Here is a 20,303-nt window from a genome sequence, read left to right on the forward strand (position 1 = left end):
ATTTGGCCGAGCGCTTTACTGTCAGTCGAATGACAGCAAGACAAGCGGTAACAGCTTTGGTTGATGAAGGAATTCTTGACCGTCGTGTGGGTTCTGGAACTTACGTTGCTAGCCGACGTGTTCGTGAGAAAATGCGTGGAACAACTTCCTTTACAGAAATTATCAGCTCACAAGGTAAAGTTCCTTCAACAGAAGTTTTGAGTTATATTAGAACGGCGCCAAATGAGGTTGAATGTGAAAAACTAAATATCACCAAAAAGGATTCCATCATCCGAATGGAGCGGATTCGTTATGCGGATAATGTTCCAATTTGTTATGAAGTGGCAAGTATTCCTTTCAAATTGGTCAAATCTTTTGATAAAAAAGAAATTACGAGTAACTTCTTTAAAACTTTAGAAAGTCACGGACATGTGATTGGTCGTAGTGAACAGATTGTTTCAGCTAAAAGAGTCAGTACAGAGGTTTCAGAGTATTTAAAAACAAGAGTTGGAGCTGCTATTCTTGGCTTAACTCAGGTTTCTTATTTAACAGATGGTACAGCTTTTGAATATGTCTTATCTCAATATGTTGGTGACCGTTTTGAATTTTATTTGGAAAGATAAAAAGGACTTAGTGAAGTCCTTTTTTTGCTTGCCGACGATATTTGTACTGACGAAGTTGAAAATGAATCCAACATCCTATACAAAAACCACTTAAAGCAATAGAAGCGGCTAGAAAAACAAAAGCTGCAAAGATTATTGCTAAGATAGGATGGTTAGTGATTGAGGAAATCAAACTAGCACTTAATAGAACAGTAGCGATAATTTGATTGAAGCGAAGGTCTGATTTATCTTCGAGCACGTATTCTGAAGTTTTCTTTTTTAGAAATCTTTTGGCGATTAAAATAATAAAATTTTTCTCGAAAAGAATGCCAGATAGTCCAGCGAGAATAGGAAGTAGGAGAATCCAATAGAAGTGAGTGACAACTGCCAAAATAACGCTGAGAACAATAAAAGTTTGATTAGTACGAACGAGTGGGCGAGGAATGCCCTGAAATGTATATTTAGCCATAAAAACTCTCCAATCTTGATAAATTGATTTTATCTTAATTGGAGAGTTTTGGTTATAAGATTTTTTTAATTTGATAAGTAAATTTGTTGAAGGCATCGATTAAAGATTGACGGTGAAAGTTGTCCCTTTTCCAAGAATGGATACAACGTCAATTGTTCCGTGAAGCTCTTGAACATTTTTCTCAACGATAGCAAGTCCTAAACCTGTTCCACTAACCTCTGCACGACTTTCATCAACCCGGTAGAAGCGGTCGAAAATTCGTTCTTTTTGAATTTCACTAAGACCAGGACCATTGTCAGTTACACTGAAGATGACTTTATTTTGTTCAAGATGTAAGCTGACAAAAATTTGTCCATTTGCTGGAGTGTATTTAATTGCATTTTCAATCAAATTCTCAAAAATGCTGTGAACCATTGGTTCGTTGGTTTTAAAAGTGATTTCTTCAATTTGAGATTCTAAATGAAGTGATTTTTCATTAATTTGTGGTCCTGAGCTTTGGAGAATATTTTGTATCAAAGCTGTAAGATTAATTTTCTTTTTATCAATTCGATGATTTTGTTTGGTCAAAAGCAGTGTATCCTGAACTAAATTCATCAGGCGTGAACTTTCCTTATTGATAATAGATGCGAAATTTTTTGTGTCAGAACTTGAAATTGAATCTGTTTCCAGAAGTTCAGCGAAGCCTTTAATGGAAGTAAGGGGAGTTTTTAATTCATGAGAAACGTTAGCAATAAAAGCATTGTGGGCATCCACTGTTCGACGATAAGAGCTAACATCCATCATAGTCACCATAAATCGACTATCCAAATCAGGTAAAGGAGTGATACGGACTTGATAATAAGCCCCAAGTTTTTCAAAATAGAAAAGTTTTTCTTGAATATCAGGATGTAAAATTTTATCAACAAGAAAATTTAAGAAATCAGCATAGGGGCTGAAAATATCTAGATTTTCAGTATCTGAAAATTCATTTTTGAAAGAAGCATTGGTCCGACGGATTTTTCCTTTATTATTATAAATGAAAATCGGAAATTGGAAAAATTCAATAAATTCGTAGAGATTTTCTTTCTTTTCAGTATGAGAGAGCGCTTGTTTCTGAATTTTTTCGCCCAATTTATTGAGCTCAGTTGTAATTTTATCGTCGTTCTCATTCATCAAATAGCTTTGAGTTAATGGGCTGCGCTCGATATTTTTAATTTTAGCAACGGTATTTTCTCGAAAAACATAAGCTCTCTGAGCAGAACGTAAAACTTGGATGGCGACAGCCAAGTAAAATAAAATTGCAAAAATGATAATGGCAAAATCTGTAAAGAAAGTAGAGGTACGATTTTCTGTAACCTTTAGATAACCGTTAATTTGACCCTCGCTAAATATGGGACTGGTCACGGTTATTTCTTGAGAATCTAAACTACGTGCGTAAGTCGCACCCTTTTTAATTTTTTTAGTATCCGAATTCACTGTATTCTTTGGAAGATGTTCAAAATTATCTGGCAGAGGATTATCAGGATGTTTTTCTAAAAAGAGTTGTATTTTATCTATTGTTTTTAATACTCGATTTGTATCATTTTCTAAGATATTTTGGTTCGATAGAATCACCAAACTTAAGGTCGCAATAATATATAGGACCGTCATAAGCATGATGTGTTTAAGTTTCATTTTCTTCAAAATAGTATCCGAATCCTCGTTTTGTTTTGATATAATGATTATTTAATTTTTTACGAATTTTAGAAATGAGCACATCAATGGTGCGGGTTTCAGCAGTGTCTGAAATTCCCCAAAAATGTTGTAGGAGTTCTTCACGACTGACAATTTTCCCCTCTCTTTTAGCTAAGAGTTCAAGGATTTCAAATTCTCGTTTGGTTAAATCTAAAACTTTTTCGTCAAAAGTGACTTCTTTTTTTATAAAATCAATGACCAATCTGTCAGTAACTAATGATGAAGGACTTTCATCTAAAGCTTCACTGACAGTTTCGGAGGGCGCTTGGTTATACATTTGATTTCTGCGAATGAGCGCATCGGCTCTGACAATGATTTCTTTCATTGGAGTCGTTTTATCTAAATACTCATCAGAACCTGCTGACAGCCCTGTCAGTTTCATTTCATCATCATCTCGAGCAGTTAAAATTAAAATTGGTGTAAAATTACCTTCTTTACGAAGTTTTTGGGTGACTTCAATTCCGGAATATTCGGGCATCATTAAATCAAGTAGAAGTAAATCAAAGGGATTTTTACGAGCTTTGTCATAAGCTTTTTTCCCGTCTGATACAATAGTTACTTCGTAATCATTTTGCCGAAAATTATAAGATAAAAGGGTCAAAATTGCCCGATCATCATCAGCAATTAAAATTTTTTTCATACTTTTAATTATAACGAAAACAGGGAGTTTTGTATAGAATAAATTATTATTTTTAGCTAAAAAAATAATGGATACTTAGACTTTGATAAAGATAAAAAAATTACATTTTATTATTTTAAATCATCAATTAGAAAATAATGAATAAACATAAAAAATGATATAAATTTTGTTATAATAGAGCTTATGGAAATCGAAAAAACGAATCGAATGAATACTCTTTTTGAGTTTTATGCGACACTCTTGACTGATAAACAAATGAATTACATTGAACTTTATTATGCTGATGATTATAGTTTGGCAGAGATTGCTGAAGAATTTAATATCAGTCGTCAAGCTGTCTATGACAATATAAAAAGAACAGAAAAAGTACTTGAAAGCTACGAAGAAAAATTACATCTTTTTAGTAATTATGTGGTTCGTAATCAATTATTAGAAGAGCTAATGAAAAAATATTCTACTGATCAATATTTAATCACTAAACTACAAGAAATTCAACAAATTGATGAAGAAGAATTTTAATGAATTTACTGACAGAAATTTTTTTATTACTGACAGCTTTGAATCAAATGATAAAGGATTCTGTCAGCTCACCTTTCTCATATAAAATACATACTTTAATGAAATTTTACTGACAGAAAAGTTAAAATATGCTATAATTAGACTTCAAGGTTCAAAGAATTACTGACAGAATAATCAGTAACTCTCTCCTTAAACTTGGGGGCGTTACGGATTCGACAGGCATTGTCGCGCATGAACTGCAACTGCTGAGGGATCAGGATAATCATCCGCAGATAAATATAACTGCTAAAAATAATACACAAACTTACGCAATGGCAGCCTAAACAGCACCATGCGTGCCTGATTTTTGCTCACTGATGGCAATTTGACGGCCTAAACTTTTAGTCAGATACGTTGTTGTGGAGGCTTGACGCAGCAAAAGAGATTTAAAGTCCCGCAAAATGTCGCTGTTTGAGACTGGCTTTGGCATTTTGTTAAATTTGAGAAAGTCCTATGGTTGTAGACGTTGATGTAGCAAGGTGTTTGGACAGGGGTTCGACTCCCCTCGCCTCCATTGAATGGATTTTATAGAATCCCATAGTATTAGAAATCGCTCAACAGAGCGGTTTTTATTTTTTGTAATCCGATATGATACGATACAATCTGATAAAAGGGAGGGAGAAAAAGAGGGAGAAAAAATAAAAAAACCAGTTTATTAATACTGGTTAAAAATCAATATAATCGGAAAATTGTTGCCCTATTTTATCTTTAGCAAATTTAGTGATATGAGTATAAATGTTCATTGTTGTTTTTAAATCTGCATGCCCTAGGCGATATTGAACTTGTTTTAAACTCATGCCAGATTCAAAAAGCAAGCTTGCGTGAGTATGTCTAAATGCATGAATTCTGATTGGTTCAATTTCTTTTTCTTTGGTTATCTCTAAAAGCCATTTTCTAGGTTTTGAAGGTGATAGCATCCCTCCATTTTCGGATTCAAAAATTCGTGTGGATTCAGGATAGGTTTGGTGCAATTCATCAAGGATTTTACAAGTTTTTTCATCAAGGCTTAACAATCTGTTTGAATTAGCTTTAGGGGGAAGTATTTCATATCCTACAGGAGAATGAGAAATAGCTTTGTTGATATCAAGAGTTGATTTTCTATAATCTTTCCATTCAAGAGCGAGAAGTTCACCTTTACGAATTCCAGTAAAAGCAAGGATACGAAATAAAGCTATTTTCTTAATATCATTCGTTTTTTCTACTAAAGCCATAAAATCTCTTAACTCATCAGTATCATAAAAATCTTTCTTTTCCTCAACCTTTTTCTTAATTCCTTGAGAGGTTACAGGAGCGGCTGGATTGGCTTGTATGTAACTTAGTAGAGCAGCGTGATTAAATACCTTGCGAACCATTCCGAATAGTTTACGAGCGAATTTAAGCTTCCCAGATAAATCATTTCTAAAAGTTTGTAGATCCATAGGCGTAAAATCTGATAGTTTAGTACTCCCTATGATGGGTAATACGTGTTTTTCAAATGCTCTAGTAGTTTTGTAGTAAGTGCTGTTCTGTACTTCCTTTTCATAAACCAATAGCCATTCATCATAAAGTTCTTTAAACGTCATAGCACTTTTTGGCGTAGGATTATCAATTTCTTCTTGGATATTATGCAAAGCAGCTCGGGCATCAGCTTTGGTTTTAAAGCCACTTTTTTCCGCATACTGGCTTTTTCCATTCTTTTTCCCAATATATGCTTTAAATTTATAAGCAGTAGTGCCATTTTTCTTTTTATATGCTTTTATTTCCAAAGTTGCTTTTTATACCTCATTTCTGATAAAATGGTATAGTAAAAAGCTTGTTAAAAGCTTTTGTACTACTTTATAGTTTAAATCCGCCCTAGCCGTCCAAAGTTTGGGTGGATTTTTTATTTTATGCTGGAAGATTATTTACTGCATATTGTGCTTCCTCAGCAGTGAATTTTTCACCATAAGATGAAGTGAGCTGATCATAAATAGAATCTTTTGACATTGCCATTTGAGATTGATAAGACTTTGCCTTTTCTAAAGCATTTTTATTGTAATCTGCATTTAGGTTATCTACTGCGTATTGAGCAGCTTCAGCTGAAAATCCTTCTCCCATATCGGAGGTTAGTTGGTCGTATATTCCCGCCTTAGACATATGCATCATATTGGAATAAGATTGTGCTTTTTTTAGAGCATTTTTATATTCAATAGGAGTAGCGGCTTCTTTTGCCTTAGCATCAGCTTCGGCTTTTGCCTTAGCATCAGCATCGGCTTTAGCCTTAGCTTCTGCGTCAGCTTTTGCTTTTGCATCGGCTTCTTTTTTCTTAATTACTTCAGGGTTCTGTTTGATAGTAATTTCTTTAGTGGTTTTACCACCATCATTTTTTGCAGTTACTTCAATTGTATCTTGGTCGTTGGCTTCATCAATCTCATATTTTAGAGTGAAATTGCCCTCTTTATCAGAAGTCACTTTGTCACCTATAATACCATATCCAATTTGTACTTTGGTATTTGGTGTTGTTTTACCAGTAATTTCAGCAGTTTTTGAACTATCTGCGACAACAGACTCAGGAATTTCAAGCGTAGGTTTATTACTTGATTCGGTTGTGCTTTTTTCGCTATTCTTTGACCCCGAATTACTACTCGGAGAACATGCAGCTAATGAAATAGCAGTAAGCATAGTTACTCCAATAAGTGCTATTTTTTTCATAATGTTTATGTTCCTAATCTAGCTTTTTATGAGAATCAAGACATTGCTCGTTTTTATATTTGCATTAAGCATCAAAAATTTTAAAAACTTATTTTATTTATGATTTTCTATAGCTTGCTTAATTTCGTTTTGATATAAAGCGATATCAATGGTGGTATCTATCTCAAATGTACCAGCATCACGAATTTCTATTAGGTTTTTTGTCGCTTTTTGATAAAATCTAAAAACCCATTTTCTATTATTATCATCAATTAAAATTCCAAAATAACTCTTTGTATCACGATAGTATAAACGTGAAGGATCTATGAAGTCTTTGGAAGCAACTTTAAATACGGTGAAAGCTTCAAGTTCTTCAGGAGTCGTAATGATTCCATCGTTAGGAGTATTTTCTGATAATTCCTCAGATTCATCAATTGTCTTTGTTTCTACACTTGTATTCAAAGCTGCCGAAAGTTTTTCATTTACCCTTTCAGTAATAAATTGGTTGAAGCCTTTTTTAATGATTGGAGAAAATTTTTCAAGAGTACTCTTTGTTTTTATTCCGTCGTATATTTGTGATACCAAATAAGCTACAAACCCTTCAGTTGGGTCGTTTAAGTTATCAGATAAGAAATTTTTCAAGTTATTAAGATACTTTAGCTCGGCAGCAGAAGAAGTAATTTTATCTACATCAAAATTTTCTTTATGAAATTTTGCTAATTCTAAAAATTGATTGTCTTTAATATTTGTGAGGTCGATGGTCAAAAAAGGAGTAGAATCCATTTTGTTTTGTTCGTCAAGATCTGTATAAAAGCGATATTCTCTACCATTTGTTAAAAGTCCAAATTTAGAGCTTGTAGTGCCAAAGTATCGGAATAATTGTGAATCATGATTTGTTAAATTTTCATTAATAGACTTACATTCAATTAAAATTTGTGGTGCACCATCAATTACCATAGCGTAATCTACTTTTTCACCTTTTTTAATACCAACATCTGCTGTGAACTCAGGGACAAATTCAAGAGGGTTAAATACATCATATCCCAATGTTTGAAAGAAAGGCATTATAAAGGCATTTTTTGTTTGCTCCTCATTGGTAATGTTTGGTGCAAGCGTCTCAATTCTTGTGCCAAGAGACTTAAGTGCATCTTTTAATTTGTTTATTTCCATGAGACTTCTCCTACCAGTTTAGTGATGGTGCACATTATTTACCTAGCTTTTATTGAGTTTCTGGGCATTGCTCATAAGTCCTATAAAATTAATTGTGATTGATTCTCAGCAGCGATTTGTTCCATCTCCTGAGAGGCCATATCATAAAATTCTTTTACAGATAGTTTAAATCTAGTTAAAAATCGTTCTGGAGTATAGTAGCAAGCGTTATAGTCGATTTCTTCTAAATAATCGACAGCCTTACAATGTATCATGAATCTATTTGCCTTAGCTTCATTAATGATATGCAATTGACTTGGACTTAGTTTAGAAAGTGTACATCCTTTAATTTTATGTCCGCATTCGTGTAATATTACGCATTCAGTTTCATCTTCACTTAGACCTAGTCTAACAAATACAATTCCGTTTTCCGATTGACACTCTTCGGCATAAGGAACATAAAAACCTTTATCGTGCAATTCAGGAGCCCATATTAAGACTATTCCTGTTTCACGCAAAATATCGTGATAGTCCATATAAACTCCTTATTTTTTGTTCTTGCCCGCAAAATAACCAGCTAGAAGCCCTTTTATTATTTCTTTGTCATGATCGTCCATTGGTTGACCTGAATAACCTTCTGCATTGTCAATTGCTTCAAGAAGTTCAGGAGAAAACTGAGGCTGTTCAATTTCTTCACGCCCGAGTAAATAGTCAACTGATACATGGAAATAATCAGCTACTTTAGCTAAATCACTTGCTTTAGGGTTTGAAGTTTTCCAACGATAAAATAAATTATCACTAAATTCTAAATCTGCAGATACAGCTGGTAATGATTTCCCTCTTTTTTCTGCAAGTTTTTTAATCCTATCAAATGTAGTCATATCAGTCATTATAAAGGTCTCCTATAAATAAATTTACAAAAACGTAGTTTTAACCCTTGACAAGAACTACAAAAACGTATATAATGATTCTTGTAAGATAAAAAGTTAGAAAAAACGTTAGAAAAATAACTTAATCACAAACACAATAAATAAGCTTCCCGGCAGTTTTATATGTTTAGTTAAGGCTTTTCTCTATGCCTTTATTCTATACGAAATGTAGTTGTATGTCAAGAGCTTACTACAAAAAAACTAACTTTTTATCTAACTTTTTAGAGATAGGAGGACAAAAATGTCAGAAGTAGAACAAAGTTTTGATTCTCAACGAAAGAAAATAGTTGAGTATTTAGAACAAGAGGGAAAAGGGAATAAAGATGTTATTTGGGCTTATGAAAACATCAAAGAACCACCTTATAAATTTCGTAAATCAGACATCAGTTCTGTATTAAACGGAAATCGGAAGTATACTCAGTCAGTTAAATGGCTTATCACATTTCTCATTAAATACTTTGACTTAGATTAAGAAAGGATTCAAAAATGAATCAATTAATTAAAATCACACAAAATGAAAATAACGACCAAGTAGTAAGCGGTCGTGAACTACACAAATTTTTAGAAGTAGCAACACCTTATACGCAATGGTTTGAAAGAATGGTTGACTATGGATTTGCTGAAAACATTGATTTTATAGGTTTATCACAAAAAAGTGAAAAACCTCAAGGAGGGCGTCCTATCCAAGATCACGCTCTCAAACTTGACATGGCAAAAGAAATTTCCATGATTCAGCGTAATGAAAAAGGAAAACAAGCTCGTCAATATTTCATTGAAGTTGAAAAAGAGCTCAAACAACAGCTTTTACCGCAAACACCAGAACAACAAATCGCATTACTCGCTCAAGGAAACGTGAACTTGAACAAAAAAGTCGAACAAATCGAAAATTCAGTTCTTGATTTGACTGACCGATTCGGGCTTCCGTCAAATAAAGCTAAAATTTTGCAAAAGAAAGTAGCAAGCAAAGTTTATATGTTTACTGGCGGTAAGTATTCAAATGCTCATAAGAAATTAGGAGCTAAGGTATTCAGAGAGTTTTATAAAGATTTGAACAATCGCTTTGATGTTGTGAAATATAGCGATATTCCATTGAGCCGTTATGACGAAGCAACAGAATATCTTGATATGTGGCAACCATCTTTCAATACAACGCTTGAAATTCGTGGATTGAACTCACAAACTAGCTTTGATTTTGAAGCTTAGAAAGGAACACTCATGTTTGAAGAAATGATTCAAAAGCTGAGAGATTCAGTTAGAGGAATTGTTTTAGATTCCATGCACGACTATATCTCCAATGACGGTAAGTACCCTCTTGCTTTAACTCAAAAACAAGTTATGGAGCTGATTGGCTGTAAGGATGAAAGTACCTTCGCTATTTCATTTAAAGAACATTTGAAATTTGCTGAAATGAATTACGGTAAATCAGGGACAAAATGGTCAAGGGATTTAGTTATTGAATGGTTCAAAGAACCACGAAATTTGCAATTGCAAAGACGAGGTAAATAAGATGACCTACACATACATAGTCAACCCAACAAAATTAAATGCGGTACTACGCTAGAGAAGAGAAATTTATGAAAACAAATACATTTGAACAAAAACTTACTGAAATTTTAGCACGTACATTGAGCGGAGAAGTGACTCCCGTTGAATATGCATTGAGCAACGAGCCAAGTGAAACCAAAGGAAAAGTGAACCAACTCGTGACTTTTAAATATGAAGTTGATGAGCCTTCTGAAAAAGATGGGCCCCAGTTGAAGAAATAAAACCCATCACATAAGCAATGGGCTAAGTTTTAGAATCGTGGAAGGCTAAGCAAGTTATCAGTAGTTGTTGAATTTGCTTTTGTACGAATATAAGGGTTACGACCATAAGGATGAACAGTTTCTACCTCTGTAGTGTTACCGTATGAATTCACATAGTAATAAACATGCTTATCATCGATATATCTAACAGCTTGCGCAATAGTTTCTACGTCACCATCTGAAAGCTTAATATGTGTAATCTTTTCAGTAGTTGAGGGGTATTCGTCTGATAGACGAATGTGAGTAATTTTGCATGTTGCCATAATATAGGCACCAACTTTCTATTTGATTTTTGAATAATAGTCCGGCTGAATGGCCTTTATTCAGTAACATTATATCAAAATATATATTGTTAATCAAATCAGTTTCACTATATATAGTGTTTAAAAACGATTACATTTAAGAAGGAGACACAAGATGTTGTGGTTAATCATTGAAGAAAAACTTAAAGAAAAAAACATGTCAATATACAGACTTTCCAAATTGTCGGGAGTGAGTACGCAGTCCTTATCTGCTATCAAACTTGGTAAATCTAAGAAACCTAACTTTGAGATAGTCGTTAAGATAGCTGAAGTACTTGATATTGACTTAAATCAATTTAAAAAGAAAGGACATTAAAAATGTTCGCATTTAAAACAGAAGAAGAAAAAGAAATTCTTGCTGATTACAATAATGTAGTCCGTGATATGAAAGAGTTGAAGGACCTGGTAGATCAAATGACGGTCACAATCGCAACACAAGCTCAAATGATTGATACAAGAGACCAATTGCTTGATGAAGCATATTTAAAACTTGAATCAGCCGAAACAGAATTAATTATTCGTCGAAAGAATGATGAATTTCGTCAAAAATTAACCGTAGCAAAATAAAAAAGCCCGCACTAGGAATGCGGACTAAGACGTGATATACATCTTTATATATTTTTATACCTAGATTATATCACGTTTCAACAAAAATAAGAAACGGAGAACATTATGGAATTACAACTTATACCAGTAGATGCAGATGGACAAAGGGTTGACTTGAATCCATCAGCTATAAAAGATATGGATAATATCACACTCACAGAGTTCTTAGCTCAGGCAAAGATTATAGCTGACCTTTATAAAAAGGGCGAAACTGAGGTTAAAAAACGGCTTGATGAAGGTCAACAATTTAATCGTTTGAGTTATGGTAAAGCAGCACAACAAAAGGTTTTAACCATGACTAATAAACAGAAATATGACTTAGTTAAGGCTCATGGTTGGGATTGTGTAGAGCCAATTACTTTAACTAAACTAAAGAGCAAGTTTGGAGATGGAATAGAACAAGAGCTTGAGCAGTCCATTGTTTATAAAGATAAGAAAGCACCTCTTAAATGGGATGCGTGAGGTGAATTATGGCAGATAAAGAGAAGTCAGTTTTTGAACTGTTAAATTCAATAGATGTCAGTGACAAAGTCGAAAAAAAGAAATCGGGTAAAAATGAGCTAAGTTATCTTAGCTGGACTTGGGCCTGGTCTGAATTTAAAAAGAAATTTCCAAAAGCGACTTATGAAATTAAGAAGTTTGTTTCAAAAGATGGAAATGAGCTTCCATATATGTATGATAGCACTACTGGTTTTATGGTTTTTACATCAGTAACCGTTGAAGATGTTACTCATGAAATGTGGCTTCCTGTCATGGATGGAGCAAACAAAGCTATGAAAGATAAGCCTTATAAATATATGACAAAATATAATGGCGAAAAATCAGTTGAACAAGCTTCAATGTTTGATGTAAATAAAACAATCATGCGTTGTTTGGTAAAAAATATAGCAATGTTTGGATTGGGGTTATATATCTATGCTGGAGAAGATTTACCAGAAGAACCCCCACAACCTCAATTAAGCGATGCTGATTTAATTGAGAAATATTTAGAACAGCATCCAGAAAACAAACCTAATGTTGATGAATTTTTGAAAACAAAATCAGAACATGAAGTTGCTGAAATGATGAAAGCATATATAGATTGGAGTAAATAATGATTAACAACGTTGTATTAGTAGGTCGCTTAACTCGTGACCCTGAACTTAGGTATACACCACAGAACCAAGCAGTAGCTACATTTGGGTTAGCTGTCAATCGTCAGTTTAAAAACGCAAACGGAGAGCGAGAAGCTGACTTCATTAATTGTGTTATTTGGCGTCAACAAGCAGAAAATTTAGCAAACTTTGCTAAAAAAGGTTCTTTGATTGGAATAACTGGACGGATTCAAACAAGGAACTACGAGAACCAACAGGGACAAAAGGTTTATGTGACAGAAGTTGTAGCAGATAATTTCCAAATGCTAGAAAGCAATAAAGCACAAGGTCAGCAAGCAAGTAAACCGCAAGCTCAAAATAAAAAGCCACAAGCACCAGACCCTTTTAAAGCTCCTGCTGCTGATCCATTTGCTGGTGGTACTGAAATTTCAGACGACCAACTACCATTCTAATTAACAACCAGGTGCAGCGTGCGTAACAAATGCTTAAATTCGAGGGTATAGGCAATGCGCAACATCCCCCAGCCTTTAATTTGAAAAATAAAACTTGAAATAAATATAGAAGAAAGGAGTATTCGTGGCACAAAGAAGAATGTTCAGCAAAGAAGTAACAACGAGTGATTTATTCGTTGATATGCCATCATCAAGTCAACTTTTATACTTTCATTTAGGAATGGAAGCTGATGATGAAGGATTTATTGGTAATGCAAAAATGTTAAGCAGAGCATACGGTTCAAATAATGATGATTTGAAACTTTTGGAAGCCAAAGGATTTATTATTGCATTTCCGAGTGGAGTCACAGTTGTTAAAGATTGGAATTTGAACAACAAAATAAGAAAAGATAGACAAAAACCAACGATATATACAGAAGAAAAAACACTGTTATCTCTTGATAGCAAAGGGTCTTATCTACTTGGCAACCAAGTGTCAACCATTCCCCAACCAAATGACAACCAAATGTCCGCACAGGATAGGATAGGAGAGGTTAGGTTAGGTAAGGATAGTATAGGTAAGGATAGTATAGACGCTTCGCAACCAAATGCTTTCCAAGAAAAAAGTTCAGGAGAAGATATAAACTCACTTCTTTCTGAATATCTTGATTCGTTTATTGAATTCTCTAGTAAAAATATTGCAAAAAGAGCAATGGCACAAGTTGAATTCATGAAACTCTCATCAGAAGAAAAGAAACAAGCAGTAATCGGAGCTAAAAATTACTTTGAATGGTACAAACAAGAAAATCCAGAAGATAAAACTAAAAAATTTAGTATAAATTCCTATGCGTTTTTAGAAAGTGCAACTTTCAAATCATTCCAGCAAAAAGTAAAAGTTAAAAAAGAAACTCTCGGGGGTCTTATCTAATGGCTTTTGATACATGGAGAGATGACGGAGAGTTTGCTATTAAAGCAACTGATGTTTTAAAAAACTATCAAGAAGGTGGGGAACTTGGAGCTTGTGAAGTTCATGGTTGCAAGATTATCGGTTCTAAGAAACCTGTGCTTTCATATCCTAAGAATGAAAAAGGCGAAGTGATTGGAGAACCTTACTTATATGATGTAAGAGTTTGTCCAATGTGCCATGCTGAAGGAATAAAGACAGTTGCTACTAAATCTGTCAATGATTTCTTAGGAGAATTCAAAGCTAAAAAAGGTATTGATTTGACTAAAAATGTCATTGTTAAATATGATTTCGCTGATGAATTAAGTGTCGTATCTTGTGACAACATGGTCAAGTGGATTGTTACCAATGTTGGCAGACAGAAAAAAGTAAAACGCTTAAAAGTCAGAAAGTACATACAGATTGCTGAAAATAGATTTTCTAGTGATGAAGCAAGAGAAAAATATTTGAAAATATTACATGATATTGAAGAAGCAGAAATTCTTATTTTCGATTCATTGGCAGATTTTACAGCAAATCAAGCTGAAAAAGCATTGACCCCTTTATTAAGCGCAAGTGATAACTGCTCAATTATTATATTAACAATTCCAGAAAGTGATGAAAGGCTTGAACAATTGCCAGCAAGATTGAAATTTAAACTCAATAATGCGCAAGTAATGAATTTCTCAAGTACAGGACACCAAAGATGAAGTTTGAATTTAACTTTCTCAGAAAAGAAATGATAAATGAGAATGATAACAAAGGAACAACTTATGGTTCAAGAATTGCTGCCAATAACACTAAACAGCGTTTAAGACGGATTGCATGCCGAACAGCTCATGAATATCTAGACCAGTCAGATGAAGTATTTGAGCAATTCCATGAGAAGCACCGTTGCGATGTATTTGTCGTAATTTATCCGCCCAAACGCTTTAAATATGATCCACCAAATTATGAACCAACTTCTAAAGCATTAATCGATGGACTGACAGATGCTGGAATTTGGAATGATGATAATTACAACGTTATTCGCAGAACAAGTTTTGAGCATGGCGGCCTTTCTGGAGATACAAAGATGTGGAAAGTTGAGTTAGTAGTGAAAGAACTGACAGAATAGCATTTAATCATGAAAATTACGGTTACATTGAGCGCTTAAACCATTTCATGGATAATTTATCACGAACAATCTAAAAGCACTTAGAAGCTAAAATATGAGGTTCTAAATATGGGATATTACGACACAAGAAATGAAGCTAGGAGAATCAGCAAGCTTGCTAGTCAAAATATATCGAGTGAGCAAACTAAAAAAGAATTTGAACTTGATGGTCAAAGCAAATTTAATCAAGAAATGCAGGCTGAGTTTCACGAAAGAATTAAAAAATTAGGAGGAAAAAATGGTAGTAAAAGTCTTTGATGCTTATATTGAAGGCGAAAAACAAGTAACTGGAACAATTGACGAGATAGCTGATTACTTTGACCTTTCCCGCAACTCTATATCCTTGTGGATAAAGAATGGGAAAGACCCTAAAAAAGCTAACCCTGAATATAAGCACGCTATTTTAAATAAAGAAAAAACAAAAGAGCTTATGGAACAAAAGAAAAAAGAAGGGCGCAAACTTCCAGCTTCTGTTTATGATTATTATGACAAAGGAGAATTCATAATGACAGGAACTGCTCGAGAAATTTCCCAGTTTTTAAATATTAGCACAAATAACGTATATTCATATATCCAAGTTGGTAAGCACGCTTTTGATTACAGAAAAACAAGAAAACATGCGGTTTTAAATGAAGCAGAAACTAGAAAAAGATTCCCATTGCTTTCAATCTCATCAGAAGAAGAACTTATTGAAACAAAAGAAAAAGAACGAAGAAAGCACGAAACAAAAGAAGAGCGTAGATTGCGAAGAAATATCAGAGCACAAATGGCAATCGAAAACTCAAGAAAAGACGAATTAGGATTATAGGAGCAGCTAGATGAAACTAAGTGAGATTGAAGCAGTAGGGGAAGTTATTTTGGTTAAAGAGCCAGCTTGGAGTACAGTACAGGCAAACCTCAACCAGTTTTGCGACTTAAAAGATGGAGATTTATTATACACAAAGAAAGCTGCTCAAGAGTACGCAAAAGCAAAAGTAAAAGAACTACTTTTTGAGCAACTTTGGAACGATAGATTTTATGCCAATTCAAAAATTTTCTTTGATAAAGAAGTAGAAAAAATATGTAGCACTATTTTCGAGGAGGACACGAAAAATGACTAAGGAATGGGTCGTCCAAGCAGAAGTAAACGGTAGATTTGGAGCCGTTAGACGTAGCGATGCCAACGGAACACGCAGAATTTTTGAAACTCGTGAAGCAGCACAAAAATATTGTGATAAGAAAAATGAGGAGAAAAAATGACAAGAGAATTTAAAAAACTAAACGAAAATGCGACACTTCCAGAACGAGCAACAAAACATAGCGCAGGATATGATATTTCAGCAAGCGAAACAGTTACGATTCAACCTGATGAAATAAAAATGGTAAGTACAGGTCTAGCTGTTCAACTTGGACATGATGAAGTCCTGAAATTATACGACCGTTCAAGTAATCCAGTTAAGCGTGGCATTGCATTGATTAATTCAGTAGGAATTATCGATTCAGATTATTATCCTAATGAATTCAAAGGCTTATTTATGAACATCTCAAAAGAGCCTGTAACGATTTCTAAAGGTCAACGAATTATGCAAGGGCTATTTGTCAAATACCTTACAACAGACGATGACAACGCAAATGGAGAGCGTACAGGCGGATTTGGCTCAACTGGGGAGGTGTAAAAATGACAGATAAGTTAATTGGTAATTTTGATAAAAGCAAATCTTTGACTGTCACAATGCCTATGGAAGAATTTGACAAGCTTGAAAAGCTAGCTCTTTCAGCTCACACTGACAAACTTTCGGTTGAAAAACTCCAAGAACAGCTTAACACTGCGAAAAAGGCACTGACAGAAATATCTTCGAGTAGGGAATATTTTAGCAGTGGAGAAATACCTAAATTTTTACCAACAGAAGATGCACAGATTGCCATTGATGCACTCGCAGCGATTGGAGGGGATGATGAAAAGAGAAGTTTTTGATGATTTATGGGATAAAGCAGACAAAGAACACAGCAGTCAAGGTAACAATTCATTTACTTTTAAGCATCACCTATTTGCTGTACTTGATGATGAATTAAAGGAACAGCAACAACCCCAGCTCACGATTCCAAAAAGCATTGCGGATAAACTAGATAAATTTATCAAGACTGATTTTGAAAGTTTAGGGCATGAGGATTGGTGGATTCAAGAAAATGGGCTTATTGAATGGTTTAGCAAAACACCTAATTGCTATATAAAAGATGCCTACCTCGCAGGCAAAGCCATCGGTGTAACTTTAGTGAAAGTGGTGGAGGGATGAATAAAGTGGTTTGGGCGCTGTTTGATAGTGGGAACGGATGCTACAAACGGTCAGCCGATGAAATTGAAGAAATAGAAATCTATTCAATAGGATTAGATATTGAAAATAAAAATAGTCACTTTATTAATCTTAATCTTGCTGACTATTCGAGATTGTTTGGTAATAACCAACTCTTTGAAACTTTGGATAAATTGCCACATCCTGATTTAATCATTGCTAGTCCACCTTGTGAGAGTTGGAGCGTAGCAAGTGCATTGAAAAATGGTAATGCATGTTGGAAACGAGAAGATTTATCAGATAGTTTATTTGAACCACAAAAAAAGCCCAAATCAAAGATAAGGGCTTCGGGGGATTAACAAAAATTAACGTGATGATATGTCCATGCAAGATGAACACGGCCTAATTTGAAGTGATGGATAAGTTCTACGAGTGTATTCCATTGCTTCGATATCATTTTCAAAATCCCCATCAATAAGATATGAATCATTAACTTTTGGGCGATTAGGGCAAGTTCCCTTGTGTACTTCATGATAATCACTGAAGTCACCACTTTTATCTACGACATAGCTCATGAGTTAGTCCTCCTTCAAATAGTTTGTATTGGTTGTACAATTTTATTTTAAAACTATTGCTAACCAAGTACAAGCAATATGATTTAAATAAAAGGAAATATAAAAAAGCCCAAGCTGACCAAGCTTGAGCGATTTACTGACAATGTTGCGAAGTTTATTTTTGGTCATTAACATTATAGCACACAGGGCAACAATTTATACCAAAATATAAAAACCCGAACTGACCAGGCTCGAGTTATATGTTCTAGGTTTAAATTTTATTCTTAAAATTTAGGTCTACTACATTATACCATAATAAAAATAAGTTATAACAAAAAAGCTCGAGTTGACCAAGCTTGAGCGATTGTTGTAAAAATTATTAGTTACTATTAAATGGTCACATTCATTATACCACTGATTAATTGACAACTATAAAATTTGATTTATTAAAAAGTCTTTAATTATAACAAAAAAGCTCGAGTTGACCAAGTTCGAGCGAAATTGTGAATTCTAACATTTATATTTTTTTGGTCCACTCTAGTATAGCACTAATCAAATTAAAAAGCCCAAGCTGACCTAGCTTGAGCGAATGTAAAAAGAATATACATTATCTAATGTATTTTTGGTCAGTTATATTATATCACATCAATAAGTAAGAGGTTATGGGATAAATGCAAAAAACCCGAACTGACCAAGTTCGAGCTTTACTTAAAAGGATTAAGACTACTATTATTATTATTATTACTAGTATTTATTGGTCCTTTAAATTATAGCACAAGATATATTGATTGATAACAAAAAGCGCTTGAAGTGACCAATTTCAAGCAGTTTGGAATTATTACGTTCTGTATTTTCGGTCTTACAAATTATATCATACTGAGCTAGGAACTCGCTAAACTCAACTGGAGGGAAAAAATGAAAGACAATAAACAAGTACCATTGATTCAAAGAACACTGCTAGAAGTTGCACAATTTAAAAAGCATAAGCTAAATGAATTTTTGATAGGGGAAACGGACTGGTGGTATTCTCCTATCAATGATATTGTAATGGCTATGACTAACGGAGAAAAACCTGGACCTTTTAAATATGCTGAAGTAGAAACAAACGATTGGTTGTGGATTATGTCAACAATAGACGGAAATCTTGTATTGGACGGAAAAGGCGGAATCGGAATCGAGGTTGAATAGAATGTTAGAAATTAATAATCAAGATAGAAGTAGTGGAAAAACTACTAAAGTTATTGAACTTATGAAGGATGATGAATTAGCTTTGTGCTTGGTTCCGTACTATGGAATTAAACGTTCGCTATTTCCAAAAGGATTGCAAAAAAGAGTTATATCCGCAAGAAGTTTCAAAAATGTATATGATGAACTCCAGGGTAGAAGATACAATAAAATATATATTGATGAACTTCTATATTCTAATTTTTTTATTGCTGAGCTGTTCTATAATTTTGGCCGTCGGTCGGATATTTCGATTATTGTTTACGGAACTGATAATATTTAAATAATAAAAAGCCCACGGCAATGGGCTTTAAAAACGATTTATTCTAATACTATTATAACATAACAGGAGTTAGAATATGACAAAAGAATTGACGAAAGCGCAATGGCACGATGTTCGAATGACCTTAAGAATTATCATTCGTAATAAGAAGAATGCCAAACAATCTCAGCTTATCAATGAAGCGTTAGATAATATTAAAGATGAAGATGATCGTAAGATATTCAAACGTTATTACATTGACGGTTGGGGAATCATTAAGATCACAATGAATATGTATTACTCTAAGAGCGCAGTCATTGCTAGGAATAATAAAGCAACGCAACAGTTTGCTGAGAAATATGACGGTGGTCATTTACTTAAGATGTCTCATGAATAATATAACAGAAAGGATAACCACATAATGTTAACGATAACAGAAGCGCAAGCAAAAGCAGTCCGGAGAAAGAGGGCCGACTTAAGATTGACAAAATCAGAAGCTCATAAACTTATTGGTATTGGCGAGAAAACTTTACGAAAAGTCGAAGAAGGAAATTATAAAACAAAATCAACAGTTTATACAAAAGTTATGGAATGGTTGGCAGAAGATTATTAATATAAAGAACGCTACTTTTTCGTAGCGTTTTTGTTTTACGATTGAATCATGATAGATGTAAGCACACCAAAAGCAAGGCACAGGTTCTATTGCTCAGGAACTTGGAGACGTATGAGAGAACAGATACTCAAGCGTGATAACAATGAATGTCAATGGTGCAAAGCAGAAGGCAGGGTAACAACGGCTAAGACTGTGACACTAGAGATAGATCATATCAAGGAACTTGAGTATCATCCAGAGCTTGCACTAGAACCTAATAACCTTCGTACCTTGTGCCATGACTGCCACAACAAGAGGCATGATAGACACAGATACAAGCAGTTTGATGATGAAACTTTTGAATTCTGATTTTATT

The 20,303-nt window shown here is 34.0% G+C and carries 36 protein-coding genes, 1 other RNA gene and 1 pseudogene; 28 read left to right on the top strand and 10 right to left on the bottom strand.

Translation table 11 applies throughout. From position 1 onward, the window contains the following. The coding region (locus tag AB6B24_RS11595) for a GntR family transcriptional regulator (protein ID WP_369164725.1) at positions 1–602 on the top strand (602 nt) is incomplete at its 5' end. Positions 603–609: 7 nt separating this feature from the next. Here AB6B24_RS11595 and AB6B24_RS11600 read toward each other — a convergent pair. From AB6B24_RS11600 to AB6B24_RS11610, 3 genes are all read right to left on the bottom strand, one after another. Then, the gene (locus tag AB6B24_RS11600; protein WP_017864668.1) at positions 610–1,050 is read right to left on the bottom strand and encodes a DUF4395 domain-containing protein; all 441 of its coding nucleotides are present in this window, start codon (positions 1,048–1,050) and stop codon (positions 610–612) included. A gap of 99 nt (positions 1,051–1,149) precedes the next feature. Then, on the bottom strand, positions 1,150–2,703 hold the full coding sequence (locus AB6B24_RS11605; RefSeq protein ID WP_017864667.1) for a cell wall metabolism sensor histidine kinase WalK: 1,554 nt from the start codon (positions 2,701–2,703) through the stop codon (positions 1,150–1,152). Continuing rightward, complete coding sequence (locus tag AB6B24_RS11610) at positions 2,693–3,403, bottom strand: response regulator transcription factor (protein ID WP_012898054.1); 711 nt, start codon at positions 3,401–3,403, stop codon at positions 2,693–2,695. The genes AB6B24_RS11605 and AB6B24_RS11610 overlap by 11 nt, the downstream gene beginning before the upstream one ends. Positions 3,404–3,586: 183 nt before the next feature. Here AB6B24_RS11610 and AB6B24_RS11615 point away from each other — a divergent pair, with 183 nt between their 5' ends. Both AB6B24_RS11615 and ssrA read left to right on the top strand, forming a co-directional pair. After that, positions 3,587–3,922 carry a putative DNA-binding protein gene (locus AB6B24_RS11615; RefSeq protein ID WP_003130477.1) on the top strand — a complete coding sequence of 112 codons (336 nt, stop codon included), beginning with the start codon at positions 3,587–3,589 and terminating at the stop codon, positions 3,920–3,922. A gap of 197 nt (positions 3,923–4,119) precedes the next feature. Next, positions 4,120–4,478: a transfer-messenger RNA gene (gene ssrA, locus AB6B24_RS11620) on the top strand. Positions 4,479–4,626: 148 nt separating this feature from the next. Here the strand turns inward: ssrA and AB6B24_RS11625 are convergent. From AB6B24_RS11625 to AB6B24_RS11645, 5 genes are all read right to left on the bottom strand, one after another. Next, positions 4,627–5,706 (bottom strand): tyrosine-type recombinase/integrase, encoded by a 1,080-nt coding sequence (locus tag AB6B24_RS11625; RefSeq protein ID WP_369164728.1) that lies wholly within the window; start codon positions 5,704–5,706, stop codon positions 4,627–4,629. Between the two features lie 121 nt (positions 5,707–5,827). Beyond that, the gene (locus tag AB6B24_RS11630; RefSeq protein WP_369164730.1) at positions 5,828–6,631 is read right to left on the bottom strand and encodes an Ltp family lipoprotein; all 804 of its coding nucleotides are present in this window, start codon (positions 6,629–6,631) and stop codon (positions 5,828–5,830) included. A gap of 93 nt (positions 6,632–6,724) precedes the next feature. After that, the gene (locus AB6B24_RS11635; protein ID WP_023188960.1) at positions 6,725–7,780 is read right to left on the bottom strand and encodes a type I restriction endonuclease; all 1,056 of its coding nucleotides are present in this window, start codon (positions 7,778–7,780) and stop codon (positions 6,725–6,727) included. 80 nt (positions 7,781–7,860) lie between these two features. Next, positions 7,861–8,295 carry a hypothetical protein gene (locus AB6B24_RS11640; RefSeq protein WP_369164731.1) on the bottom strand — a complete coding sequence of 145 codons (435 nt, stop codon included), beginning with the start codon at positions 8,293–8,295 and terminating at the stop codon, positions 7,861–7,863. A gap of 9 nt (positions 8,296–8,304) precedes the next feature. After that, the gene (locus AB6B24_RS11645) at positions 8,305–8,649 is read right to left on the bottom strand and encodes a helix-turn-helix domain-containing protein (RefSeq protein ID WP_319637503.1); all 345 of its coding nucleotides are present in this window, start codon (positions 8,647–8,649) and stop codon (positions 8,305–8,307) included. A 280-nt stretch (positions 8,650–8,929) separates the two neighbouring features. Here AB6B24_RS11645 and AB6B24_RS11650 point away from each other — a divergent pair, with 280 nt between their 5' ends. The 4 genes from AB6B24_RS11650 (at position 8,930) to AB6B24_RS11665 (ending at position 10,454) form a co-directional block, all read left to right on the top strand. Continuing rightward, positions 8,930–9,160: a hypothetical protein gene (locus AB6B24_RS11650; protein ID WP_011676017.1), complete on the top strand. Its 231-nt coding sequence runs from the start codon at positions 8,930–8,932 to the stop codon at positions 9,158–9,160. Positions 9,161–9,174: 14 nt separating this feature from the next. After that, positions 9,175–9,891, top strand: coding sequence for an ORF6C domain-containing protein (locus AB6B24_RS11655; RefSeq protein ID WP_369164735.1), 717 nt, complete (start codon positions 9,175–9,177; stop codon positions 9,889–9,891). A 12-nt stretch (positions 9,892–9,903) separates the two neighbouring features. Then, positions 9,904–10,194, top strand: a complete 291-nt coding sequence (locus AB6B24_RS11660) for a hypothetical protein (protein WP_010905965.1) — start codon at positions 9,904–9,906, stop codon at positions 10,192–10,194. A 68-nt stretch (positions 10,195–10,262) separates the two neighbouring features. Then, positions 10,263–10,454, top strand: a complete 192-nt coding sequence (locus tag AB6B24_RS11665; protein ID WP_104141569.1) for a hypothetical protein — start codon at positions 10,263–10,265, stop codon at positions 10,452–10,454. A 29-nt stretch (positions 10,455–10,483) separates the two neighbouring features. Here AB6B24_RS11665 and AB6B24_RS11670 read toward each other — a convergent pair whose 3' ends face one another. Then, on the bottom strand, positions 10,484–10,756 hold the full coding sequence (locus tag AB6B24_RS11670; RefSeq protein ID WP_104141570.1) for a DUF3892 domain-containing protein: 273 nt from the start codon (positions 10,754–10,756) through the stop codon (positions 10,484–10,486). 154 nt (positions 10,757–10,910) lie between these two features. Here AB6B24_RS11670 and AB6B24_RS11675 point away from each other — a divergent pair, with 154 nt between their 5' ends. From AB6B24_RS11675 to AB6B24_RS11750, 16 genes and pseudogenes are all read left to right on the top strand, one after another. Beyond that, the gene (locus AB6B24_RS11675; protein ID WP_369164738.1) at positions 10,911–11,111 is read left to right on the top strand and encodes a helix-turn-helix domain-containing protein; all 201 of its coding nucleotides are present in this window, start codon (positions 10,911–10,913) and stop codon (positions 11,109–11,111) included. Between the two features lie 2 nt (positions 11,112–11,113). Further along, positions 11,114–11,362: a hypothetical protein gene (locus AB6B24_RS11680; protein ID WP_369164740.1), complete on the top strand. Its 249-nt coding sequence runs from the start codon at positions 11,114–11,116 to the stop codon at positions 11,360–11,362. A gap of 105 nt (positions 11,363–11,467) precedes the next feature. Beyond that, positions 11,468–11,863 (top strand): hypothetical protein, encoded by a 396-nt coding sequence (locus AB6B24_RS11685; protein ID WP_369164742.1) that lies wholly within the window; start codon positions 11,468–11,470, stop codon positions 11,861–11,863. An 8-nt stretch (positions 11,864–11,871) separates the two neighbouring features. Further along, positions 11,872–12,495: a DUF1071 domain-containing protein gene (locus AB6B24_RS11690; protein ID WP_369164743.1), complete on the top strand. Its 624-nt coding sequence runs from the start codon at positions 11,872–11,874 to the stop codon at positions 12,493–12,495. Then, positions 12,495–12,947, top strand: a complete 453-nt coding sequence (ssb, locus tag AB6B24_RS11695; protein ID WP_369164745.1) for a single-stranded DNA-binding protein — start codon at positions 12,495–12,497, stop codon at positions 12,945–12,947. The genes AB6B24_RS11690 and ssb overlap by 1 nt, the downstream gene beginning before the upstream one ends. 124 nt (positions 12,948–13,071) lie before the next feature. After that, on the top strand, positions 13,072–13,854 hold the full coding sequence (locus tag AB6B24_RS11700) for a phage replisome organiser protein (RefSeq protein WP_023189114.1): 783 nt from the start codon (positions 13,072–13,074) through the stop codon (positions 13,852–13,854). Beyond that, the gene (locus AB6B24_RS11705) at positions 13,854–14,579 is read left to right on the top strand and encodes a hypothetical protein (RefSeq protein ID WP_369164747.1); all 726 of its coding nucleotides are present in this window, start codon (positions 13,854–13,856) and stop codon (positions 14,577–14,579) included. The genes AB6B24_RS11700 and AB6B24_RS11705 overlap by 1 nt, the downstream gene beginning before the upstream one ends. Further along, complete coding sequence (locus tag AB6B24_RS11710) at positions 14,576–14,986, top strand: hypothetical protein (RefSeq protein ID WP_369164748.1); 411 nt, start codon at positions 14,576–14,578, stop codon at positions 14,984–14,986. The genes AB6B24_RS11705 and AB6B24_RS11710 overlap by 4 nt, the downstream gene beginning before the upstream one ends. A 108-nt stretch (positions 14,987–15,094) precedes the next feature. After that, positions 15,095–15,283, top strand: a complete 189-nt coding sequence (locus AB6B24_RS11715) for a DUF1497 domain-containing protein (RefSeq protein ID WP_369164750.1) — start codon at positions 15,095–15,097, stop codon at positions 15,281–15,283. After that, positions 15,264–15,833: a DUF658 family protein gene (locus AB6B24_RS11720; RefSeq protein ID WP_369164752.1), complete on the top strand. Its 570-nt coding sequence runs from the start codon at positions 15,264–15,266 to the stop codon at positions 15,831–15,833. Before AB6B24_RS11715 ends, AB6B24_RS11720 begins: the two co-directional genes overlap by 20 nt. 10 nt (positions 15,834–15,843) lie before the next feature. Further along, positions 15,844–16,125, top strand: a complete 282-nt coding sequence (locus AB6B24_RS11725; protein ID WP_369164753.1) for a hypothetical protein — start codon at positions 15,844–15,846, stop codon at positions 16,123–16,125. Continuing rightward, positions 16,118–16,264, top strand: a complete 147-nt coding sequence (locus AB6B24_RS11730) for a hypothetical protein (protein ID WP_369164754.1) — start codon at positions 16,118–16,120, stop codon at positions 16,262–16,264. The genes AB6B24_RS11725 and AB6B24_RS11730 overlap by 8 nt, the downstream gene beginning before the upstream one ends. Further along, the gene (gene dut, locus AB6B24_RS11735) at positions 16,261–16,680 is read left to right on the top strand and encodes a dUTP diphosphatase (protein WP_369164755.1); all 420 of its coding nucleotides are present in this window, start codon (positions 16,261–16,263) and stop codon (positions 16,678–16,680) included. Before AB6B24_RS11730 ends, dut begins: the two co-directional genes overlap by 4 nt. Before the next feature lie 2 nt (positions 16,681–16,682). After that, positions 16,683–16,979, top strand: coding sequence for a hypothetical protein (locus AB6B24_RS11740; RefSeq protein ID WP_369164756.1), 297 nt, complete (start codon positions 16,683–16,685; stop codon positions 16,977–16,979). After that, positions 16,960–17,298, top strand: a complete 339-nt coding sequence (locus AB6B24_RS11745) for a hypothetical protein (RefSeq protein WP_369164757.1) — start codon at positions 16,960–16,962, stop codon at positions 17,296–17,298. The genes AB6B24_RS11740 and AB6B24_RS11745 overlap by 20 nt, the downstream gene beginning before the upstream one ends. After that, positions 17,295–17,615 (top strand): annotated as a pseudogene (locus tag AB6B24_RS11750) (DNA methyltransferase); the annotation flags it as partial. The gene AB6B24_RS11745 and the pseudogene AB6B24_RS11750, both read left to right, overlap by 4 nt. Before the next feature lie 45 nt (positions 17,616–17,660). Here AB6B24_RS11750 and AB6B24_RS11755 read toward each other — a convergent pair. Next, positions 17,661–17,870 carry a hypothetical protein gene (locus AB6B24_RS11755; protein ID WP_058223120.1) on the bottom strand — a complete coding sequence of 70 codons (210 nt, stop codon included), beginning with the start codon at positions 17,868–17,870 and terminating at the stop codon, positions 17,661–17,663. A gap of 894 nt (positions 17,871–18,764) precedes the next feature. Between AB6B24_RS11755 and AB6B24_RS11760 the strand changes: the two genes are divergently transcribed. The 5 genes from AB6B24_RS11760 (at position 18,765) to AB6B24_RS11780 (ending at position 20,296) form a co-directional block, all read left to right on the top strand. After that, positions 18,765–19,037, top strand: a complete 273-nt coding sequence (locus AB6B24_RS11760) for a hypothetical protein (protein WP_369164759.1) — start codon at positions 18,765–18,767, stop codon at positions 19,035–19,037. 1 nt (position 19,038) lies between these two features. Then, entirely contained in the window at positions 19,039–19,356 is a 318-nt protein-coding gene (locus AB6B24_RS11765; RefSeq protein ID WP_369164760.1) for a hypothetical protein, read from the top strand. Between the two features lie 88 nt (positions 19,357–19,444). Further along, positions 19,445–19,732 carry a hypothetical protein gene (locus tag AB6B24_RS11770; RefSeq protein WP_369164761.1) on the top strand — a complete coding sequence of 96 codons (288 nt, stop codon included), beginning with the start codon at positions 19,445–19,447 and terminating at the stop codon, positions 19,730–19,732. 24 nt (positions 19,733–19,756) lie between these two features. Next, positions 19,757–19,948 carry a hypothetical protein gene (locus tag AB6B24_RS11775; protein ID WP_031560813.1) on the top strand — a complete coding sequence of 64 codons (192 nt, stop codon included), beginning with the start codon at positions 19,757–19,759 and terminating at the stop codon, positions 19,946–19,948. 48 nt (positions 19,949–19,996) lie between these two features. Further along, positions 19,997–20,296 (top strand): HNH endonuclease, encoded by a 300-nt coding sequence (locus tag AB6B24_RS11780; protein ID WP_369164762.1) that lies wholly within the window; start codon positions 19,997–19,999, stop codon positions 20,294–20,296. The last annotated feature ends 7 nt before the right edge of the window (positions 20,297–20,303 follow it).

The sequence above is a fragment of the Lactococcus sp. AK05 genome (assembly GCF_041026685.1).
In the GTDB taxonomy this organism is placed as follows: Bacteria; Bacillota; Bacilli; order Lactobacillales; family Streptococcaceae; genus Lactococcus; species Lactococcus lactis.

What these genes read in the sequence shown, in the direction of transcription:
- AB6B24_RS11600 (WP_017864668.1), bottom strand. Translation starts at nt 1,050, where the DNA reads ATGGCTAAATATACATTTCAGGGCATTCCTCGCCCACTCGTTCGTACT.
- AB6B24_RS11605 (WP_017864667.1), bottom strand. Translation starts at nt 2,703, where the DNA reads ATGAAACTTAAACACATCATGCTTATGACGGTCCTATATATTATTGCG.
- AB6B24_RS11610 (WP_012898054.1), bottom strand. Translation starts at nt 3,403, where the DNA reads ATGAAAAAAATTTTAATTGCTGATGATGATCGGGCAATTTTGACCCTT.
- AB6B24_RS11615 (WP_003130477.1), top strand. Translation starts at nt 3,587, where the DNA reads ATGGAAATCGAAAAAACGAATCGAATGAATACTCTTTTTGAGTTTTAT.
- AB6B24_RS11630 (WP_369164730.1), bottom strand. Translation starts at nt 6,631, where the DNA reads ATGAAAAAAATAGCACTTATTGGAGTAACTATGCTTACTGCTATTTCA.
- AB6B24_RS11635 (WP_023188960.1), bottom strand. Translation starts at nt 7,780, where the DNA reads ATGGAAATAAACAAATTAAAAGATGCACTTAAGTCTCTTGGCACAAGA.
- AB6B24_RS11640 (WP_369164731.1), bottom strand. Translation starts at nt 8,295, where the DNA reads ATGGACTATCACGATATTTTGCGTGAAACAGGAATAGTCTTAATATGG.
- AB6B24_RS11645 (WP_319637503.1), bottom strand. Translation starts at nt 8,649, where the DNA reads ATGACTGATATGACTACATTTGATAGGATTAAAAAACTTGCAGAAAAA.
- AB6B24_RS11650 (WP_011676017.1), top strand. Translation starts at nt 8,930, where the DNA reads ATGTCAGAAGTAGAACAAAGTTTTGATTCTCAACGAAAGAAAATAGTT.
- AB6B24_RS11655 (WP_369164735.1), top strand. Translation starts at nt 9,175, where the DNA reads ATGAATCAATTAATTAAAATCACACAAAATGAAAATAACGACCAAGTA.
- AB6B24_RS11660 (WP_010905965.1), top strand. Translation starts at nt 9,904, where the DNA reads ATGTTTGAAGAAATGATTCAAAAGCTGAGAGATTCAGTTAGAGGAATT.
- AB6B24_RS11665 (WP_104141569.1), top strand. Translation starts at nt 10,263, where the DNA reads ATGAAAACAAATACATTTGAACAAAAACTTACTGAAATTTTAGCACGT.
- AB6B24_RS11670 (WP_104141570.1), bottom strand. Translation starts at nt 10,756, where the DNA reads ATGGCAACATGCAAAATTACTCACATTCGTCTATCAGACGAATACCCC.
- AB6B24_RS11675 (WP_369164738.1), top strand. Translation starts at nt 10,911, where the DNA reads ATGTTGTGGTTAATCATTGAAGAAAAACTTAAAGAAAAAAACATGTCA.
- AB6B24_RS11680 (WP_369164740.1), top strand. Translation starts at nt 11,114, where the DNA reads ATGTTCGCATTTAAAACAGAAGAAGAAAAAGAAATTCTTGCTGATTAC.
- AB6B24_RS11685 (WP_369164742.1), top strand. Translation starts at nt 11,468, where the DNA reads ATGGAATTACAACTTATACCAGTAGATGCAGATGGACAAAGGGTTGAC.
- AB6B24_RS11690 (WP_369164743.1), top strand. Translation starts at nt 11,872, where the DNA reads ATGGCAGATAAAGAGAAGTCAGTTTTTGAACTGTTAAATTCAATAGAT.
- ssb (WP_369164745.1), top strand. Translation starts at nt 12,495, where the DNA reads ATGATTAACAACGTTGTATTAGTAGGTCGCTTAACTCGTGACCCTGAA.
- AB6B24_RS11705 (WP_369164747.1), top strand. Translation starts at nt 13,854, where the DNA reads ATGGCTTTTGATACATGGAGAGATGACGGAGAGTTTGCTATTAAAGCA.
- AB6B24_RS11710 (WP_369164748.1), top strand. Translation starts at nt 14,576, where the DNA reads ATGAAGTTTGAATTTAACTTTCTCAGAAAAGAAATGATAAATGAGAAT.
- AB6B24_RS11715 (WP_369164750.1), top strand. Translation starts at nt 15,095, where the DNA reads ATGGGATATTACGACACAAGAAATGAAGCTAGGAGAATCAGCAAGCTT.
- AB6B24_RS11720 (WP_369164752.1), top strand. Translation starts at nt 15,264, where the DNA reads ATGGTAGTAAAAGTCTTTGATGCTTATATTGAAGGCGAAAAACAAGTA.
- AB6B24_RS11725 (WP_369164753.1), top strand. Translation starts at nt 15,844, where the DNA reads ATGAAACTAAGTGAGATTGAAGCAGTAGGGGAAGTTATTTTGGTTAAA.
- AB6B24_RS11730 (WP_369164754.1), top strand. Translation starts at nt 16,118, where the DNA reads ATGACTAAGGAATGGGTCGTCCAAGCAGAAGTAAACGGTAGATTTGGA.
- dut (WP_369164755.1), top strand. Translation starts at nt 16,261, where the DNA reads ATGACAAGAGAATTTAAAAAACTAAACGAAAATGCGACACTTCCAGAA.
- AB6B24_RS11740 (WP_369164756.1), top strand. Translation starts at nt 16,683, where the DNA reads ATGACAGATAAGTTAATTGGTAATTTTGATAAAAGCAAATCTTTGACT.
- AB6B24_RS11745 (WP_369164757.1), top strand. Translation starts at nt 16,960, where the DNA reads ATGAAAAGAGAAGTTTTTGATGATTTATGGGATAAAGCAGACAAAGAA.
- AB6B24_RS11755 (WP_058223120.1), bottom strand. Translation starts at nt 17,870, where the DNA reads ATGAGCTATGTCGTAGATAAAAGTGGTGACTTCAGTGATTATCATGAA.
- AB6B24_RS11760 (WP_369164759.1), top strand. Translation starts at nt 18,765, where the DNA reads ATGAAAGACAATAAACAAGTACCATTGATTCAAAGAACACTGCTAGAA.
- AB6B24_RS11765 (WP_369164760.1), top strand. Translation starts at nt 19,039, where the DNA reads ATGTTAGAAATTAATAATCAAGATAGAAGTAGTGGAAAAACTACTAAA.
- AB6B24_RS11775 (WP_031560813.1), top strand. Translation starts at nt 19,757, where the DNA reads ATGTTAACGATAACAGAAGCGCAAGCAAAAGCAGTCCGGAGAAAGAGG.
- AB6B24_RS11780 (WP_369164762.1), top strand. Translation starts at nt 19,997, where the DNA reads ATGATAGATGTAAGCACACCAAAAGCAAGGCACAGGTTCTATTGCTCA.